Raw genomic sequence first — 18,888 nt, forward strand, 5'->3', positions numbered from 1 at the left:
AGTCCTCAGGATGCGATCGCGTCGGGAGTTTTCTTGTCGGGAAGAGCGGCGGCCAGGATCGCCCTTTCGGCGAACTGGTCGCGGGTGAGTTCGGCACTGACACGCCCGCCGCACATCACCAGGACGCGGTCGCAGATGCCCATCACCTCCGGCAGTTCGGACGAGACGACGACGATCGCCATGCCGTCCTCGGCAAGCTGGTAGAGCAGTTCGTAGATTTCCGATTTCGCGCCGACATCGACGCCGCGCGTCGGCTCGTCGACGATGAGAACCCGGACGCCCTGCTCCGACAGCCAGCGGCCAAGGATGACCTTCTGCTGGTTGCCGCCGGAGAGGTTGATAATGTCCTGCCTGCGCGAGGGCGTGCGCACCTTGAGCTTCTTGATGAAGGTTTCGGCGGTCGCGATTTCGCTGGCGCGGTTCAAGATGCCGAAGCGCGTGTGATGGCGCCGCGACGAGATGTTGATGTTCTCCTCGATCGAACGGCCCTGGATGATGCCGTCATGCTTGCGGTCTTCCGAACACAGCACGATGCCGGCGCGGATCGCGCCATGCGGGTCGGCGGCGTGGACCGCCTTGCCGTCGACGGTGATGGCGCCGCCCGAGCGCGGATCGGCGCCGAAGACCAGCCGCATCAGTTCCGAGCGGCCGGCACCGATCAGGCCGAAGAAGCCGACGATCTCGCCGGCGCGGGCCTCGAAACTGGCCGGCGTCCTGAGCTTTACGCCGGACAGAGCGTCGACCTTCAGCCTGATATCGCCGGCCTTGCGCGGACGAAAACCCCAGATGTCAGAGATTTCACGGCCGACCATTTCGGCGACGACTTGGTCGCGGGTGACGTCCTTGACCGAAGCATGGTGCGCCGCGAGCTTGCCGTCGCGCAGCACGGTCAGGCTGTCGCAGAGCCGGAACACCTCGTCGAGCCGGTGCGACACATAGATGATGACCTTGCCCTCGCCGCGCAGGCGATCGATCAGGGCAAACAGGATTTCGCTCTCGCGTGACGACAAGGAAGAGGTGGGCTCGTCCAGCGCGATGACGCGCGCATCGAGCATGATCGCCTTGGCGATCTCGACCATCTGGCGCTCGCCGATGGACAGCGTCTTGACCTTGCGGCGCATGTCGATGTCGATGCCGGCCGATTTCAGCTTGGCGCCGACGTCTTCCAGCATCTTGGTGCGCGCGATGATGCCGGCGCTGGCGGGAAAGCGGCCGAGGCTGAGATTTTCGGCAACAGTGAGCTCGGGAACGAGCTGCAATTCCTGGTGAATGACGATGACGCCATTGTCGAAGGCATCCCGGGTCGAGGCATAGGCCTGGACCTTGCCATCGATGCGGATTTCGCCCGCGTCGGCATGCTGGTCACCGGAAAGGATCTTGATCAGGGTGGATTTACCGGCGCCGTTCTCGCCCATCAGGCCGTGCACGGCGCCCTTGTCAACGCTGAACGAGACGTCCGACAACGCCTTGACGCCCGGATAGGTCTTGGTGATGTGCGAGAAATCGAGAAAGGACACGGGCAGCGATCCTTCTTGCCATTGAGAAACAGGCGGCGGGATGAGCCGCCGCCTGTTTGTACAGGGAGGACTATTCGATGCCGAGGCCCTGGCGGACCTTCTGATAGTCGTCACGCTTGGCCAGCGCACCGGAGGTCAGGATCAGCTTCTCCGGTTCCTTGTTGTTGGCAACCCAGTCATACATGTTGAGCGCCGTCTCGTAGCCATGGCGCTTCGGCGAGATGATCACGGTGCCGACAAAGCCGGTAGCAGCCGGCTTCTTGAACTCGTTGATCGCCGAATCCGCGCCACCAATGCCGACGCCGATCATGCCGTCCGCCGGAATGCCGACGCTTTCGGCGGCACGCACCGCACCCAGTACGGCTTCGTCATTGAGGCCGAAGGAAACCCATTTCTTGATGTCGGCATGGGCGTTGAGCACGACTGTCGCGGCATTGAGTGCGGCTTCCGTGTCGGTCTTGGCCTGCGGCGCGTCGAAGATGTTCTCGGTCTTGAAGCCATTTGCCTTCAGCACCGAGATGGCGCCTTCGACACGGTCGACGGCCGTGGGCAGCTGGTCATAGGAGACGCGAATGGCGCCGACCTCGTCGGCCTTCCAGCCGCGTGCCTTCATCTCGTCGACGATGGCCTTGCCGACGGCCTCGCCGATCTTGGTTGCCGAGATGCCCATATGCGGCACGTCTTCCAGCGCCTTGCCGTCGGCACCAACCAGACGGTCGTCGACGGTCATCAGCTTGAGATTGTTGGCGGTGGCCTTGGCGACGATGCCAGGCCCGAGCTTCACGTCCGGCGTGCAGACAATGAAGCCCTGGGCGCCCTGAGCGCCGAGATTGTCGATCGCCGACATCAGCTTCTCACCGTCCTCGGCGCCGATTTTGACAAGGGTGAACCCCTTTTCCTTGGCGGCCTGGTCGGCGAACTTCCATTCGTCCTGGAACCATGGCTCCTCGGGCTGTTTGACGATGAAACCGATCTTGGTGTCCTGAGCATATGCAGCGATGGTCGTGACGGACAGCATGGCAAGCGCGCCCGCGACGAGCGCGGTCTTTAAAAGTCGCATGATTACCTCCCAGCGATAGGCCGGGCGCTCCAGCCCGGGTATCGGATTCTCTAGTCGCTTTTATCATACTCGTCAATTGATCTGGTATGATAATTAATGTACATGCTATGATCAACGATCGCTGGCGCAAGTCGTTTGTATCCGCTAATGCCGGGCCGGTTGCGCGAACATGGCAGGTTCGCCGCCTTGGAGGAGGGCTGAGGTGACCGAGATTTCAAACAAGGCCCCGGGGAACGCCACCGCTCGCCGCCCGCGCGTCATGCCGGATGTGACGAAGGCGATCGCCTCGGACATCTTTTCCGGACGCTATCCGGCCGGATCCTCATTGCCGACCGAAAACGAACTTGGCGTCGAATATGGCGTCAGCCGCACTGTCATCCGCGAGGCCCTGAAGGTGATTGCCGCCAAGGGGCTGGTGCTGTCACGGCCGCGCGTCGGCACTGTCGTCTGCGACGAGGACGACTGGAACATCATCGATCCGCAGGTGCTGGCCTGGCATGCGCCGCATGCGCTGGACGACAAGCTCTTCGACGCCATCCTGGAGACGCGCAGGGCCATCGAACCTCTGGTCGCCGAGCTGGCCGCGACGCGCGCGACATTGCAGGAGATCGCCGATCTCGAGGCGGCTTGGCAAGGTATGGCAAGCGCAGGCGAGGATCTCTCAGCGTTCTCGCGCTCCGATATTGTCTTCCATCAGATCGTCTATGCCGCCAGCCACAACCCGATCTTTCGCCAGATTGGCAATCTGATCGACACAGGGCTGAAATTCTCACTGGAGGCAACGGCGACGATTTCGCTCGAGCGGCGCACCGAAGCGGTGTCGGCGCATCAAGAGGTGGTAGAAGCGCTGCGCATGCGCGACGCCAAGGCGGCGCGGGATGCAGCCAACCGGATCCTCGACCTTGCGGCGCGCGATCTCGCCAGCGCCAAGAAACTCAAGAGCAACTGAGACAAGTCCCGCCCGCATGAAAATCACCTCGCTCACCACCTACCTCGTTCCGCCACGCTGGCTGTTTCTGAAGATCGAGACCGATGCAGGGGTTACCGGCTGGGGAGAGCCGGTGGTCGAAGGCAGGGCGCTGACCGTCGAGGCGGCGGTCAAGGAGCTTGGTGATTATCTCATCGGCAAAGACCCGCGCCTGATCGAGGATCACTGGACGGTGATGCATCGCGGCGGCTTCTACCGCGGCGGGCCGATCCTGATGAGCGCCATTGCCGGCATCGACCAGGCGCTGTGGGACATCAAGGGCAAGGCGCTCGGCGTGCCCGTGCATGAACTGCTCGGCGGCAAGTTGCGTGACACCATCAAGGTTTATTCCTGGATCGGCGGCGACCGGCCGGCCGAGGTTGCCGCCGGCGCCAGGGAAATGGTGGCGCGCGGCTTCCTGGCACTCAAAATGAACGGCACCGAGGAACTGCAGATCGTCGACAGCCACGACAAGATCGACGCGGCAGTGGAGCGCGTCGCCATGGTTCGTGAAGCCGTCGGATCCGGCATTGGCATTGCCGTCGATTTCCACGGCCGCGTGCATCGGCCGATGGCGCGCATCCTGGTCAAGGAGCTTGAGCCCTACAGGCTGATGTTCATCGAGGAGCCGGTGCTCAGCGAAAGCCGCGAGGCGCTGAAGGAGATCGCCGCCCTTGGCTCGACGCCGATCGCGCTCGGCGAGCGCCTCTACAGCCGCTGGGACTTCAAGTCCGTGTTCGAGGAAGCCATAGTCGACATCATCCAGCCCGACTTGTCGCATGCCGGCGGCATCACCGAATGCCGCAAGATCGCGGCCATGGCGGAGGCCTATGACGTGGCGGTGGCACCGCACTGCCCGCTCGGTCCGATCGCGCTGGCCGCATGCCTGCAACTTGATGCGGTCAGCTACAACTGCTTCATCCAGGAGCAAAGCCTCGGTATCCACTACAACGCCGCCAATGACCTGCTCGACTACGCCGCCAACAAGGATGTCTTCCGCTACGAGGATGGCTATGTCGCCATTCCCGATGGCCCGGGCCTCGGTGTCGAGATCGACGAGGACTACGTCAAGGAGCGCGCCAAGGAAGGACATCGCTGGCGTAACCCGATCTGGCGCCACAGGGACGGCTCCTTCGCCGAGTGGTGACTTGGCTGAGCGGCAGCCTTCACAGAATTCCTCCTTCAAATACGAGCTTGCCAAAACTGCCCGACCGGGAGGTCAAGTTCGACCGTCGAGTGGGTGATCTCCAACTCGGCCGTAATGGCCTTCGACGAAAAAAGACGCGTCAACACGACTTTCCCCAGCGTGTCGCTGCGCAAGGCATCCCTTGCCCGGCTGCCGATCAGAACTGCATCCGGCATGATCAGCCATGCGCCCGCCCGGGCGTAAAAACCGGCGAGCGGCGGATCACAGGTAAAGACACCGAAATCGATCCCGCTCTGTTCCATCCAGTGTGGCGGCGCAAGGTGCGCCGGCGGTGGATCGGCTCAATCGAGTCGGGGGGCGCCGTCGATTGCCGGCATCCGAGTGGCGCGGGCCATCTTCAATCGCCGCGAACGCCAGGACAGCATCGTCGGCAGGACCGCCACCGCTGCCGCCATGACCCACAATACGATGCAGATGGTGCTGGAGAAGAGGATCGACAGCTCGCCGCCGCTGATCGCAAGCGCGTTGCGCAGATTGATTTCCATGACATGGCCGAGCACGAAGCCGAGGATGATCGGTGCCATGTCGAAGCCCGCCTTACGCAGCAGCCAGCCGACCATGCCGATGCCGAGCATCAGGAAGATCGCGAAGACGGAGGCGTGGGTCGAATAGACGCCGACGATCGACAGGACCAGAATGCCGGGAACCAGAAGCCAGTTCGGAACGGTCAGCACGCGGGCGAAGATATTGACCAGCGGAAGATTGAGCAGCAGCAGCAGAAAGTTGCCTATGAACAGCGAAGCGACCAGGCCACCGACGATCTCCGGCCGCTCTGTAAGCAGCATCGGCCCCGGCTGGATGTTGTAGAGCATCAAGGCGCCAAGCATGACGGCAGTGGTGCCGGAGCCTGGAATCCCGAGGGTCAGCATCGGCACGAAGGCGCCGCAGGCGGTGGCGTTGTTGGCCGCTTCCGGCGCCGCCAACCCACGCACGTCACCCTTGCCGAAGGTGTCCTCTGTGTCCGACAGGCGCTTCTCGGTGGTGTAGGCGATGGCGCTGGAAACGGAAGCACCGGTGCCGGGCAGCACGCCGACGACGAAGCCGATGACCGAGCTGCGCAGCATGGTGCCCGTGCATCTCGCGACATCGGCAGCGCGCACCGTCATGCGTCCGAGTTCGCGGATCACGGTGAAGCCGCGGCCCTGGTGCTCGAGGATGACCAGCGCTTCCGAGATCGAAAACAGGCCGATCACCAGCACCACGAATTCGATGCCGTCGCCGAGTTCGGGTTGATTGAAAGTGAAGCGGTAGGCGCCCGACGTGGCGTCGAGGCCGACGGTGGCGAGCATCAGGCCGAGCGTGCAGCCGATCAGCGTCTTGACCGGCTGGCTGCCGACCATCGAGCCGAGGGTGGCAAAAGCAAAGACCATCAGCACGAAATATTCGGCCGGGCCGAAGCCGATCGCCAGGCGGGCGAGAACCGGCGCGAACCGCGCAAGGCCGATGGAGCCGAAAATGCCGCCGACGAAGGACGAGATGCCGGACAGCGTCAAAGCCTCGCCGGCCCGTCCCTGCCGCGCCATCGGATAGCCGTCGAGCGCCGTCATCACGGCGCCGGCATCGCCTGGCACATTGAGCAGGATCGACGAAATGCGACCGCCATATTCGGCGCCGCAATAGATGGCCGACAAAAGGATCATCGTGCTTTCAGCGGGAAGGCCCATCGTGTAGGCGATCGGCAGCAACAGGGCGATGCCGTTGATAGGGCCGATGGCGGGAAGCGCACCGACAAGTGTGCCGATGAAACAGCCGATCAGGCCGACGAGAAGGTTCTGACCGGTCAGGGCGACGGTAAACCCATGCCAGAGATAATCGAGATTCATGATGTTTGCCTTTCCCGCAAGGAGCGGCCGATCCGCGATCAGCCGAACAGTGTGCCCGTGGGCAGATAGACTTGCAGCAGGTAGGAGAAGATGAACCACCACAGCGCCGCATGGCCGGCCGCGCCGGCCGCCGCGTAACCGAGCGGCGCGCCGAAGATCAGGCCCGTGCCGAGGGTCAGCAGGAAGATGGAGATCGCGAAACCCGCCGTCTCGAAGACCGCGACGCAGAAGACCAGCACCAGAGGGATGGCGAGCACCCGCCACAAAAGCCGTCCGGATGGAAACGCCTCGGCGGTGCCGGGCGAGCGCACATAGAACACGCACAGCAGTCCGAGAATGAGGGCCAAGGCCACCGGCACCACGCGAGGCCCGAGCGGGTCGGACGAGAAGGCGTATTCGATGCTGGCGCCGCCGACGCCATAGGTAACGGCCAGGCCGAACAGACACAATGCCGAAATTCGGCCGATCACAAGAGCAGTTCTGGCATTGTCGGACATTGCGGGCCTCCGTCAGTCCGTTTGAAACTCATTCGTCCAGAAGTCGGCAGCGGACCTTCCAATCCGGGGAGGGTCCGCTGCCTTTTGAGGGAATTACATCCCGGCTTCCTTGGCGAGTTGCTTGAAGCGCACGACGTCGGCCTTGACGCGCTCCTCGAACGGCTTGCCTACCATGGTGAATTCGAACAGGCCGCGCTCCTCACGCTCCTTGGCGAATTCAGGGGTCTTGCTGGCAGCCTCGAAGGCTTTCACCCACCAGTCGAAATCGGCGTCGGAGACATCCTTGCCGACGTAGTAACCGCGCCAGATCGGCCAATCGATGTCAAAGCCCTGTTCATGCGCGGTTGGAACGTCGGCCAATGCGCCCGTCAGCCGCTGCGGTGCCATGACGGCAAGGATGCGGATCTTGCCGGCGACATGATGCTTGACCATTTCGGCGGCATCGCCCGATCCGACCTGGACGTGCCCGCCTTCGAGCGCCGTCAGCACGGCGCCACCGCCTTCGAGGGCCGCGTAGTGCATCTGCTTGGGCTCCTGGCCCGCGGCCTTGGCGAGAAGCGAGGCCTTCATCCAGTCCTGCGAACCGACGGCGCCACCGCCGGCGATGGCAAAGGAAGACGGATCGGCCTTGTAGGCGTCGACGAGATCCTTGAGCGTCTTGTAGGGCGAGTCGGCATTCACGACGAGAACCCCGTAATCCGCGCCAAGCGCGCCGAGCCACCGTACGGCGTTCTCGTCATACTGGCCGAATTTGCCCTGGGCGATCAGCAGCGCCGAGCCCGACGAAGCGGCGGTGATGAGATTGCCGTCCTTGGCGCGCTTGGCAATGACATGGTTGTAGGCAACCGCGCCTACCCCGCCTTCCATGTAGGTCACGGCCATCGGCTGTGAAATCTGCTTGGTGGTGAGTAACGCGTTGGCGGCAAGCCGGCAGGTGAGATCGAAGCCGCCGCCGGGTTTGGCGCCGGCGAGGCATTCCGGCTTTGCCGGTTGGGCCAGGGCCATGCCGCCCGCGGCCACCGCCACAAGGGCGGCACCGGCCACCATTTTAGTCAGAAATCGGATCATCGTTTTCTCCTCATGGGCCTGGAATACCGGGACCGGAAAACCGTCCCGCCAGCGGCGGGCGAGTGCACGAAGCCTCTGGTCGCCGCGGCACCGGCCGCGTTCGATCAAACGTCTCGTCTGTTTTCGGGGCTCTCCTCCCCCGCGCATGTCCGCACACTCCTCGTGCCGCGGACAGACGCAGGTCTGATACACCTCAAAACTGTCACCATGCTGTCATGCCCGCCGGTAGCGGCTTTGGCGCTTGAACGTCGCCGGGTTCAGTGCAAGACGTTGCTGATGCGTATTCTGCTGGTCGAAGACACCCACGATGTCGGCGAGGCCATCGTCCGTCGCTTCGAAGCGGTCGGACACACCGTCGATTGGGAAACACACGGCGATGCAGCGTCGGAGATTCTCGACTTCACTGAATTCGACCTGGTCATTCTCGACGTCATGCTGCCGGGTCTCGACGGCTTCGAGATCCTGCGACGGCTCAGGCAAGGCAGCAATGCCGTACCGGTGCTGATGCTGACCGCGCGCTCGGAAGTCGACGACCGCGTCAGCGCGCTGGATCTCGGCGCCGACGACTATCTGGTCAAGCCGTTCGATTTTCGCGAGCTCGAAGCGCGCGCAAGGGTGCTGATGCGCCGGCGTAGCGGCGAGGCGACGAACATGATCGTCTGCGGCGATATCGTGCTCGACCGGGCCAACCGCAGCGTGCGCGTCGGCAAGCGCGAGGTGCAGTTGAAGCGGCGCGAAATCAGCCTTCTCGAAATCCTGGCGGCCAAACCCGGCCGGGTTTTCGGCAAGGACGAATTGCTGGACCAATTGTTCGGTTTCGACGAGGCCGCCGGCGCCAACGCGATCGAGCTTTATATCGGTCGCCTGCGCAAGAAACTGGAAGGCGCCAGGGCGCACATCGTCACCGTGCGGCACATCGGCTATAAGCTTGTCTCCGATGCAGAGCATTGAGCGCTCCCTCTTCTCGCGGCTGGTGCTGCGCGTCGCGCTGGTGTTGGCGGTGGGTGCGGCCATTTTGGTCACCGCCGCCTGGTACTATGCGCGTGCCGCCGCCGACGATGCCTATGATCGCCTGCTGCAAGGCGCGGCGTTCCAGATGACCGAGAGCCTGACGGTCGAGGAGGGAACGCTTACCTTCGATCTGCCGCCGTCCGCATTCGAACTGCTCGGCCTGGCCGGGCGGGACCGCATCTTCTATCGGGTGATGGCGCCGTCGGGCCGGACGCTGACCGGCTATGACGATCTTCCGCCCGGGATCGACCTTGGCAAGGTACGGTCAAGCCCGGTGTTCCATTCGGCCGTCTATCGCGGCGTGCCGGTTCGGGTGGCGGTCACCGGTCGCGCACTGTCCGATCCGGCGGTGTCCGGATGGGCTCACATCATCATCGCCCAGACCACCGAAGCGCGGGCGGAGCTGGCGTCGCAGCTGACGCTGCGGGCCAGCGTCTTGGTCGCCGTCATGAGCGTTCTGGCACTGGCCGGCTCGGCCTTGGCGGTGCGCTATTCGCTGCGTCCGGTGGCCGATCTTGGCGAGGCGCTGCGCTCGCGCGATCCGCAAGACCTGACGCCGCTTGCCGTGGCGGTGCCGCGCGAGCTATCGCCCTTCGTCGCTTCAATCAACCATTTCATGAACCGGCTCGACGACCGGATGAAGCTGCTGCAACGCTTCGTCGCCGACAGTGCCCATCAGCTGCGCACACCGCTTACCGCCCTGTCGGCACAGGTGAGCCTGATCAATGACGAACGCCTGTCCGAAGGCGACCGCCGCCATCTGACAAGGGTGCGCGACCGCACGGCGGAGCTGTCGCGCTTCACCAATCAGCTGCTCAGCCACGCGATGGTCATACACCGGTTCGATTCGGCGCAACTGGCGCCGGTCGATCTGACCGAAGCGGCGCGCAAGGCCTTTCGTGCCGCCGTTCCGATCACCATAGATCCGGACATCGTCGTTTCCTTCGAGGCCCCGGACGAGGAGGTGACCGTTCTCGGCGATGCGCTCAGCCTGCGCGAGGCGATCGTCAACGTCATCGACAATGCCTTGCGCCATGGGACCATCTCCCGGCTCGAAGTGCGCGTCGCCACCGGCAATGGGCTGGCGATAGTCGCCGTTGAGGATGACGGGCCAGGTCTGTCGGCGGCGGACTTCGACCATCTGACCAGGCGGTTTACCTCCACCAAAAGTGGCGAGGGCAGCGCAGGACTTGGCTTCGCCATCGCTTCCGAGGTCGCGGCCGTTCTCGGCGGCGCGCTTCGATTTCGCGAGAAGACCGGTGCACACGGTTTCACCGTGGTGCTGGAATTGCCGCTTCACGCGCAGGAGAGGTCATGAGAGCGACCCTGGCCACGCTGTGCGCCCTGGCCCTGCTGCTGTTTGCCGGCGTCGCCAGCGCCGTCGAAGGCGACCGGGTGTTCTTCAAGTCGAAACAGGCGCAGTCGGCCGTGCTGACCATCCATGCAGCGACCGATCTCGACGCGATGCGGCCGCTCGTCCTCGACTTCCAGCAAATTGCGCCCGGCGTGTCGGTGGAGCTCTCCGACTACGTCACCAACGACCTGTTCCGCGAGGCGGAGCAGGCGTGCCGCCAGGGCAGCGGGCCGGGCGACATCCTTTTGTCGTCGTCGGTGGATCAACTGGTGAAACTGGCTAATGACGGCTGCGCCCTGCAGCATGTCTCGGCCGAAGCGCGATCGGCGCCGGCCTGGGCCGACTGGCGCGAGGAGGTGTACGGCTTCACCTTCGAGCCGGCCGTCATCGTCTACGATTCCACGAAAGTACCGCCCGGGGACGTCCCGCATACACATGACGAGCTCGCCGATCTTCTGCGCCGCAAGCCCGAGGTCTACCGCGGCCGCATCGGCACCTACGATGTCGCCGCCTCCGGCATCGGCTATCTGCTGGCCTTCAACGACGCACGCCAGGCGCCGACGATCTACGGGCGGCTGCTGGAAAGCTTCAGCCGGGCGGAAGCGGTCAAACGTTGCTGCAACGCCGAGGTTCTCGGCGAAGTCGCCAGCGGCAACATTCGTATCGCCTACAACATTCTGGGGTCCTACGCCTATGCCGCCTACCGCAAGAACCCCAACCTGAAGATCGTCGTGCCGCGCGACTACGCGCTGATCCTGTCCAGGGGCGTGATGATCCCAACGACCACCGGCAACCGCGATCTCGCGGCGCGGTTTCTCGACTATCTGCTGTCCGAGCGCGGCCAGCGCGTCGCCCGCGAGCAGGCGTTTTTCTTCTCGGAGAAATCGCCCTTGCCCGACGGTGTCGACGGGCCGGCGGCACTGATGGAATCGGGCATAGGACGGCCCATCCGCATCGGCCCCGCCCTGCTTGCCGCTCAGGACAGGATTCTGCGTGAGCGCTTCATCGCCGACTGGGCGAGCTTGATCGCCAAGCCGTCACCCTGACTTCTATGCCAGTCGCGCGGCTCAGGTACACCGACTATTCAAGGTCATCCGAATCTGTCGCATCGGCGCCGGATAATGACGCCTTCGCCGCAGCAACTGCCGATACCAATTCAACGGCGATGAAAAACCTTGCGTTGATTGCAGCTTCTGTCTCAAGCGCGCCGCCTCGTGCAAGCGCTGCGGCTTCAGCCAGATGAGCACCGGCGACAACGTTGGCCAAGGCACGCTGGAATGGCACGGCAACCGCGAGTGACAATGAACTACCGGGCGCATCGCAGAGCATTTTCGCCAAATCCACCGTGTCAGCTACAGCCTCCATGGCCGGCAAACAGCTTTCGAAGGCGGACAATGTCCTGCGACAAGATTCCAAAATCTGAGACAGCGTCTCACCGCCCCCAAGGAGCAGTTTGCGCGTGACGAGGTCGATAGCCTGGATGCCATTCGTGCCTTCGTAGATCGGAAGAATGCGCGCATCGCGGTAGTATTGCGCCACACCGGTCTCCTCGACGTAGCCCATGCCGCCGTGAACCTGGATTGCGGTCGAGGTCACGTCCACCGCGATATCCGTCGAGTACGCCTTGGCCAAAGGCGTCAGCAACGAAGCTCGCGCATAGGCGCGGTGCCTTTCGTTTTCTGTCGGCGCGTTCACGCTTGAATCGAGCGCGGAAGCCGTCGCCATGCACAGCATGCGCGCCGCGGCCGTCCGGGTTCGCATCTCGAGCAGCATTCGCCTAACATCGGGATGGCGGATGATGGGGCTTGTAGTTCCATCTCTACCCGGGGCGCTGCCCTGGAGACGTTCCCTTGCATAGGCGAAGGCCGCCTGCGTCGCCCGCTCCGCGAGCGCGACACCCTGGGTCCCGACCAGGAGCCGCGCATTGTTCATCATCGTGAACATGCAATTGAGACCGCGATTCTCCTCGCCGATGAGCCAGCCCCTTGCGCCTCCGTTGTCGCCATAAGCCATGGCGCAGGTGGGCGAGCCGTGAATGCCGAGTTTGTGCTCGAGCGAAAGACACCGCAGATCATTGTGCGAGCCGTCAGGAAGGATCTTCGGAACCAGGAACAGGGAAATGCCGCGCGTGCCCGCGGGCGCATCCTCCAGCCGTGCAAGAACCAGATGTACGATATTCGGCGAGCAATTATGCTCGCCATAGGTGATGAAGATCTTGTTGCCGGTAATGCGGTAGCTGCCGTCGCCCGTCCGTTTGGCTTTGCAACGAAGATTTGAAAGATCGGAACCGGCCTGTGGCTCCGTCAGGTTCATTGTCCCGGTCCATTCACCGGACACAAGCTTGGGCAGGTAGCGGTCCTTGAGCTCCTGAGAGGCGTGCTCGGAGATGGCTTCGATGGCGCCAGCAGTCAAAAGCGGGCAGAGGGCGAAAGCCATGGAGGACGAATTCCAGAACTCGGTGCAGGCCACGGCCAGCGAGATCGGAAGCCCCTGGCCGCCATATTCGGTTGGTCCTGTAAGGCTGTTCCAGCCCGCCTCGCACCAGGCCTGGTAGGTTTCGCGCCAGCCCGGCGGCGTGGTCACCTTTCCGCTTTCGTCGAGGGTCGAAGGGGTTCGGTCGCCAACCGGATTCAAGGGCGCGATGCGCTCGCTCGCAAAACGCCCTGCTTCGGAGAGGATGGCCTGGACGTCTTCGGGGGAAAGGTCCCCGCTCTGCGTCGTGGCAAACCGATCGGCGGTCTGCATCGCCAGAAGGATTTGGGGGATGGGCGGATTGTAGGTCATCGCGAACGTCAACTCGTGCCGGGTTCGAGGCGCTTGGTCTTTTTGGAAAAGAACGCCTCCAGCCGATCCCTGATCTCCGGATTGGTCTGAACCGCCATTGCGAGCAGGCCCTCCGCAAACAGGCCGTCCGTGGTGGACATGTCGTTGATGCGGGATATGCCGGTGACGATGGCGAAATTGGTGGTCGGCGGATTACGTGCGACCTGTGCGGCCAATTCTCTGGCGCGCGACAATGCTTGCCCGGCCTCCACCACTTCATGGCACAGGCCAAGGTCCAGGCCACGCCGCGCATCGTATGTGCGGGCCGACAGCATCATATCGACCATGCGCGCCGGGGTAACGATCCGGGCCACGCGCACGGTCGCCCCGCCGCCCGTGAAAATGCCGCGCTGGCCTTCCGGGAGGGCAAAGAAGGTTCCTTCTTCGGCGATGCGTACATGGGCCGCCGCTGCCAGTTCAAGCCCTCCGCCGACGACCGCTCCCTTCAGGGCGGCAATCACCGGGATTCCGCTGAACTGAATGATATCGAAAGCACGGTGCCATTTCTGGCACATGGTCATGAACTCGATCGGAGACCGGTCCTTGTCATAGTGCTCGCGAAGATCCAGCCCAGCGCAGAAGTGGTCGCCCTTAGCCGCAAGCACGAAGGATCGCGTGCCCTCCGGCGGCGCACGAAACACGTTTTCGATTTCCAGCAGCATATCTTCGCTGATTGCGTTGCGCCGGTCCTCGCGCACCAGCGTTACGATCGTTACCGGGCCGTCCGTCTCGATGGTGATGTAGTTCGGTTTCGTCATGGTGTTGTCTTCACTTTTTCACGCAGTTTGTATTTTTCGATCTTTCCCGTTGAGGTCTTGGGCAAGCTCCCGAAGACGTAGCTCTTGGGAACCTTGAAGCCGGAAAGATGCTGGCGGCAAAATTGGTTCAACTCGTCAGCAGTGACGCTCGCACCCGGCTTCAATTCCACGAAGGCACAGGGCGTTTCGCCCCACTTGGCATCCGGCTTGGCCACGACAGCGGCGGCGCTGACGGCGGGGTGGCGATACAAGGCGGATTCCACTTCGATCGAGGAAATGTTCTCCCCGCCGGAGATAATGATGTCCTTGTAGCGATCGCGTATTTCGAGGAAGCCGTCGGGATGTTGCACGGCGACGTCGCCGCTATGAAACACGCCGCCGGCAAAGGCTGCTTCCGTAGCCGCTTCATCCTTGTGATAGCCTTTCATGATCGTGTTGCCACGCAACAAGATCTCACCCATCGCGGTCCCGTCCTTCGGCAGACGTTTTCCCGATTCGACATCCCGGATCTCGGCAGTCTCCATCATCGGGAAACGCACGCCCTGGCGTGCCTTGATCGTCGCGCGCTGCGCGACATCCATTTCGTTCCACTCTTCCTCCCAAATGGACTGAACGACGTGGCCGTATGTTTCCGTGAGGCCGTAGACCTGCATGACGTCGAAGCCCAATGCCTCGACTTTCTCGAGGATCGCCGCTGGCGGAGGCGCCCCCGCCGTCATCACCCGCACCTTGTGCGGAAGCACCGGCCGTTCTGCTTCCGCGGCCTCGACCAGCATGCCCAGCACGATTGGCGCACCGCCGAAATGCGTGACGCCGAAGGAACCGATGGCATCGTAAACGGCCTTGGCCGATATCTGCCGGCAGCAGACGATCGTCGCGGCGAGCGCGGTCATGGTCCACGCATGGCCCCAGCCATTGCAGTGGAACATGGGCACTGTGTAGAGATAGGTCGGATGACCCGCCAGACCCCAGCCGGCAATGGTACCGAGCGCCATCAGGTAGGCGCCACGGTGATGGTAGAGCACCCCCTTCGGCCTGCCACTGGTACCGGACGTATAGTTGAGGCACAGGGTCTGCCACTCGTCGGTCGGGAACACCGGGTGGAAGTCGGCGGGCGCGGATCGAACCAGATCCGAATGGCGCTGGCTGCCTGGCAGGGCGTCCCCTGGCCCGCCGAGATCGATGATGACGGGTCGGCCGCAGTTGGTGCGCTGCAACGCCTCCTCAGCCGTCGATGCGAACTGCCTGTCCAGCATCAGGACCCGGGTTTCCGCATGGTCCAGGATATAGGCCACCGTGTCGGCATCAAGGCGGATGTTGATGGTGTTAAGAACGGCGCCGGCCATTGCGACAGCAAACTGCGCCTCGAACATCTCCGCCGTATTCGGAGCAAGCACGGAAACCACGTCACCCGGCTTGACACCGATATCCATGAGGGCGGCGGCCAGAGTTTCGCAGCGTTGGCGCACCTCCTGCCAGGTGAAGCGTCGATCCTCATCGATAAGCGCCAATCGGTCTGGATAGAGTTCGGCCGTTCGCCCTAGAAATGAAAGGGGCGTCAGCGGGACATAGTTTGCGGGCCTTGGTCGTAGGTAGGGTGCTTCGGTGTTCATAGGAATGGGAGTTCCACAAGCCGCGCGGCGGTCGGACCGCCGGCGCGGTGAACGACGACAGTCTCGCCCGCCTTCATGCCGGCGGAGATAAGGGCGTATCCGATGTTCGCCTTCATGCGAGGCGACCATGTGCAATTGGTCATCACACCGACCATGGAGCCGTCGCGCGTGATATCCTCGCGTTTCGTGCCGAGCGGTGCCGCCGTTGCACCGTCGAGCACGAGACCCAGTTGGTGCCGCTTCGGCCCCTCGGCCTTGATCCTGCGTAGCGCCTTGATGCCGACGACATCGTCCGCAACATCGAGGTCCACATATTTGCCCAGCCGCACTTCGAAGGGATTGGTATCCTCGTCGGTGTCACCGCCAACGGAAACCAGCCCGCTCTCCGTGCGCTCGGCCGTCGCGGGCGCTCCCGGTCCGATCCCCCAGGGTTTGCCTGCCTCCTTGAAGATGTTCCAGAGCTTCGTGCCCTTCGTGCCATCCTTCAGGTAGATCTCAAACCCGCCCTGCTTGGACCACCCCGACCGCTGCACTGCGACGGGAATGCCTTCAATCTCGGTTTCCTTGAACCAGAAGTACTTGAGCGTGCGTACCCAATCGCCGACGACGTGGGCCACCACGTCTTCGGCCTTGGGTCCCTGAAGAGCCATCGGAGAAACGTCGGGTTCGCTGATATCGACCTTTAGACCACGCTCCGCCGCGACGGCGCTTGCCCACAGCCACATGTCGCAGTCCGCGATTGAAAACCAGAAGAGATCGTCGGCGTGCTTTAACAGGATAGGGTCATTGATGATCGTGCCGCGATGATTACAAAGCGGCACATATTTGCCCTGGCCGACCTTGCAAGTGGAGAGATCGCGCGGCGACAGGATCTGCGCAAGCCGGCCGGCGTCCTGTCCCTTGAGCTGCACTTGGCGTTCCACGCCCACATCCCATTGTGAAACCCCGTTAATGAGGCGCCAGTATTCGCCCTCGGGATCGCCGTAGGACGTCGGCATGATCATTCGGTTGTAGACGTTCGCGGCCACCATGCCCTCCGCCACCGCGGCCTCGAAAAAGGGGGACGGTCGAACACGTGCCGTCGGTGAAAATGAAAACATCGAGGTCTCCTGTTGCGTCCCGACGGGCACGGGAATTCCGATTGCCGGTTCTTGCGGTTACGCTGCCCTCGCGGCCGCGATATCTTGACAGAAATGTGCCGCCCAGAGAACGGCCGTCAGTTCAACCGATGTCATCAGCCGGAGTCACGATCGCGCGCAAAAGCTGTCGCAGGCTGATCTGGCCGACCGGCGTTCCGGCTTCGTCCATCACGGTGAGATGCTCACAGCAATGCTGCATCAGCACATTCGCGGCGGCATCAAGCGTCGTTTGCCTTGGCACGGTAGCCAACGACCGATCCTCCGGATTGAACGGCGCCATGACTGCCTCGACATAGACGACGCGGCCCCGGCTGACCTCCTTGACGAACGCCTTGACGTAGTCGTCTGCGGGTCGCAGGACGATGTCTTGGCTGGTGCCCTGTTGCACCACTTCCCCGTCGCGCAGAATGGCGATTCGGTCGCCTAGCCGAAGGGCCTCGTCGAGATCGTGGGTGATGAAGACGATGGTTTTCCTGATTTCCTTCTGGATATCGAGCAGCACCGTCTGCATGTCCGTGCGAATGAGGGGATCGAGCGCCGAAAACGCCTCGTCCATCAGCAGGATCGGAGCATCGTTTGCGAGCGCCCGAGCAAGCCCAACACGCTGCTGCATGCCCCCGGACAATTGGTTGGGATAGTGCTTTTCGAAACCGGCAAGACCCACACGGTCGACCCAGCGGGTGGCCGCCTCGACTTGCCGGCGTCGCGGCACACCTTGTATCTCCAGGCCGTAGACAACGTTTTCCAGCACGTTGCGGTGCGGTAGCAGCGCAAACTTCTGAAACACCATCGCCGTCTTATGCCGCCTGAACTCGCGCAGTTCATGAGCCCCCATTTGCACGACGTCTTCGTCGCCAACCAGGATCTCGCCCGCGGTCGGGTCGACCAGTCTGTTGATGTGGCGGATCAACGTCGATTTGCCGGAGCCGGAAAGGCCCATGATGACCTGTATCGCTCCGGCCGGCATGGTGATGTTGACGTTCCTGAGACCGAGGACGTGGCCGTGGCGCCCGTTCAGTTCGGCTTTGGAAGTCCCCTGCTCCAGCAAGGGAACCATGGCTTTGGCATTCGGTCCGAAAACCTTCCAGAGGTTCCTGATGTCGATCCCGGGCTGGTTCGCTTCAGCCATGGACGATCTCTCGGTGTTTTTGCAGGCGGCTGCCGTATGCCTGGCTGATGCGGTCGAAGATGATGGCGATACCGACAATGGCGAGGCCGTTGAAGACGCCCAGAGTGAAGTATTGGTTGGCGATTGCCTTGAGCACCGGTTGGCCGAGCCCCTGCACGCCGATCATCGAAGCGATCACCACCATGGAAAGCGCCATCATGATCGTTTGGTTGACGCCTGCCATGATCGTGGGCAGCGCAAGCGGGAGCTGGACATTGCGCAGCTTCTGCCAGCTCGATGAGCCGAAGGCGTCCGCCGCCTCCAGCACATCCTTGTCGACCATACGAATTCCGAGATTGGTAAGACGTATCATCGGCGGAACAGCGTAGATAACGACCGCAATGACGCCGGGCACGCGGCCGATCCCCAGCAACATGACGACTGGGATCAGATAAACGAAGCTGGGCATTGTCTGCATGACGTCGAGTACCGGATTGACGATGCGTTGCAACCGGTTCGAACGGGCCATTCCGATCCCGATCGGTATTCCGATCACGATTGCAAGCACGGTGCAGACGAAGATCATCGACACCGTCTTCATCGTGTCATCCCACATATCGAACCAGCCGATGACCAGAAGCGTCACGACACAGCCTGCGACAATCTTCATGCTGCGACTTGCGATCCAGGCAATGACCGCGACCGCCGCAATCACGACCGGCCATGGGGTTGCGAGGAGCAGGCGTTCAGCCCAGATGAGGAAGCTCTGAAGCGGGTTGAAAAGGCTCTCTATGCTGTCGCCGTAGGCGCGTGTGAATGCACGGAAGCCTTCATCGATATTCTTCTTCAAGAGACGCAGCGTATCTGCGTCCATCGTCGGAAATTTCCAGAACGAATCCATTCCCAGTTTCCCCGTGGAAAAGGCGGGGCGGCGCCAGCTCAG

The 18,888-nt window shown here is 62.7% G+C and carries 17 protein-coding genes; 5 read left to right on the top strand and 12 right to left on the bottom strand.

Going from position 1 to position 18,888, the window contains the following annotated elements; genetic code table 11:
* Positions 1 to 5 precede the first annotated feature (5 nt).
* Positions 6 to 1,517: an L-arabinose ABC transporter ATP-binding protein AraG gene (gene araG, locus FJ970_RS28855; protein ID WP_140756833.1), complete on the bottom strand. Its 1,512-nt coding sequence runs from the start codon at positions 1,515 to 1,517 to the stop codon at positions 6 to 8.
* A 70-nt stretch (positions 1,518 to 1,587) separates the two neighbouring features.
* Positions 1,588 to 2,577, bottom strand: coding sequence for an arabinose ABC transporter substrate-binding protein (locus FJ970_RS28860; RefSeq protein ID WP_140756831.1), 990 nt, complete (start codon positions 2,575 to 2,577; stop codon positions 1,588 to 1,590).
* Positions 2,578 to 2,836: 259 nt separating this feature from the next.
* On the opposite strand from FJ970_RS28860, the gene FJ970_RS28865 reads away from it, so the two are divergent.
* The gene (locus FJ970_RS28865; RefSeq protein WP_140757057.1) at positions 2,837 to 3,526 is read left to right on the top strand and encodes a FadR/GntR family transcriptional regulator; all 690 of its coding nucleotides are present in this window, start codon (positions 2,837 to 2,839) and stop codon (positions 3,524 to 3,526) included.
* Positions 3,527 to 3,542: 16 nt separating this feature from the next.
* Complete coding sequence (dgoD, locus tag FJ970_RS28870; protein ID WP_140756828.1) at positions 3,543 to 4,691, top strand: galactonate dehydratase; 1,149 nt, start codon at positions 3,543 to 3,545, stop codon at positions 4,689 to 4,691.
* A gap of 35 nt (positions 4,692 to 4,726) precedes the next feature.
* Here the strand turns inward: dgoD and FJ970_RS28875 are convergent, their stop codons facing one another.
* From FJ970_RS28875 to FJ970_RS28890, 4 genes are all read right to left on the bottom strand, one after another.
* A complete protein-coding gene (locus tag FJ970_RS28875; RefSeq protein ID WP_210243032.1) occupies positions 4,727 to 4,993 on the bottom strand; it encodes a hypothetical protein in 267 nt (88 codons plus the stop codon).
* 39 nt (positions 4,994 to 5,032) lie between these two features.
* A complete protein-coding gene (locus tag FJ970_RS28880) occupies positions 5,033 to 6,574 on the bottom strand; it encodes a tripartite tricarboxylate transporter permease (protein WP_140756826.1) in 1,542 nt (513 codons plus the stop codon).
* A gap of 38 nt (positions 6,575 to 6,612) precedes the next feature.
* On the bottom strand, positions 6,613 to 7,071 hold the full coding sequence (locus FJ970_RS28885) for a tripartite tricarboxylate transporter TctB family protein (RefSeq protein WP_140756824.1): 459 nt from the start codon (positions 7,069 to 7,071) through the stop codon (positions 6,613 to 6,615).
* A gap of 93 nt (positions 7,072 to 7,164) precedes the next feature.
* Positions 7,165 to 8,139: a Bug family tripartite tricarboxylate transporter substrate binding protein gene (locus FJ970_RS28890; RefSeq protein ID WP_140756822.1), complete on the bottom strand. Its 975-nt coding sequence runs from the start codon at positions 8,137 to 8,139 to the stop codon at positions 7,165 to 7,167.
* A gap of 276 nt (positions 8,140 to 8,415) precedes the next feature.
* On the opposite strand from FJ970_RS28890, the gene FJ970_RS28895 reads away from it, so the two are divergent.
* From FJ970_RS28895 to FJ970_RS28905, 3 genes are read left to right on the top strand one after another with little or no spacing between them, the layout of a single operon-like run.
* A complete protein-coding gene (locus FJ970_RS28895) occupies positions 8,416 to 9,090 on the top strand; it encodes a response regulator transcription factor (protein ID WP_140756820.1) in 675 nt (224 codons plus the stop codon).
* Positions 9,077 to 10,468 (top strand): sensor histidine kinase, encoded by a 1,392-nt coding sequence (locus FJ970_RS28900; RefSeq protein WP_140756818.1) that lies wholly within the window; start codon positions 9,077 to 9,079, stop codon positions 10,466 to 10,468. Before FJ970_RS28895 ends, FJ970_RS28900 begins: the two co-directional genes overlap by 14 nt.
* Positions 10,465 to 11,550 carry an ABC transporter substrate-binding protein gene (locus tag FJ970_RS28905; protein ID WP_140756816.1) on the top strand — a complete coding sequence of 362 codons (1,086 nt, stop codon included), beginning with the start codon at positions 10,465 to 10,467 and terminating at the stop codon, positions 11,548 to 11,550. Before FJ970_RS28900 ends, FJ970_RS28905 begins: the two co-directional genes overlap by 4 nt.
* 34 nt (positions 11,551 to 11,584) lie before the next feature.
* Here FJ970_RS28905 and FJ970_RS28910 read toward each other — a convergent pair whose 3' ends face one another.
* From FJ970_RS28910 to FJ970_RS28935, 6 genes are all read right to left on the bottom strand, one after another.
* Positions 11,585 to 13,288 (bottom strand): acyl-CoA dehydrogenase family protein, encoded by a 1,704-nt coding sequence (locus FJ970_RS28910; protein ID WP_140756814.1) that lies wholly within the window; start codon positions 13,286 to 13,288, stop codon positions 11,585 to 11,587.
* Positions 13,289 to 13,296: 8 nt separating this feature from the next.
* A complete protein-coding gene (locus tag FJ970_RS28915) occupies positions 13,297 to 14,025 on the bottom strand; it encodes a crotonase/enoyl-CoA hydratase family protein (protein ID WP_265336206.1) in 729 nt (242 codons plus the stop codon).
* A gap of 56 nt (positions 14,026 to 14,081) precedes the next feature.
* Entirely contained in the window at positions 14,082 to 15,698 is a 1,617-nt protein-coding gene (locus tag FJ970_RS28920) for an AMP-binding protein (RefSeq protein WP_140756810.1), read from the bottom strand.
* Positions 15,695 to 16,798 carry a glycine cleavage T C-terminal barrel domain-containing protein gene (locus tag FJ970_RS28925; protein ID WP_140756808.1) on the bottom strand — a complete coding sequence of 368 codons (1,104 nt, stop codon included), beginning with the start codon at positions 16,796 to 16,798 and terminating at the stop codon, positions 15,695 to 15,697. Before FJ970_RS28925 ends, FJ970_RS28920 begins: the two co-directional genes overlap by 4 nt.
* Before the next feature lie 121 nt (positions 16,799 to 16,919).
* Positions 16,920 to 17,966, bottom strand: coding sequence for a quaternary amine ABC transporter ATP-binding protein (locus FJ970_RS28930; RefSeq protein WP_140756806.1), 1,047 nt, complete (start codon positions 17,964 to 17,966; stop codon positions 16,920 to 16,922).
* Entirely contained in the window at positions 17,959 to 18,846 is an 888-nt protein-coding gene (locus FJ970_RS28935) for an ABC transporter permease (RefSeq protein ID WP_140756804.1), read from the bottom strand. Before FJ970_RS28935 ends, FJ970_RS28930 begins: the two co-directional genes overlap by 8 nt.
* Positions 18,847 to 18,888: the final 42 nt, after the last annotated feature.

This window comes from Mesorhizobium sp. B2-1-8, from assembly GCF_006442545.2.
Lineage (GTDB): Bacteria > Pseudomonadota > Alphaproteobacteria > Rhizobiales > Rhizobiaceae > Mesorhizobium.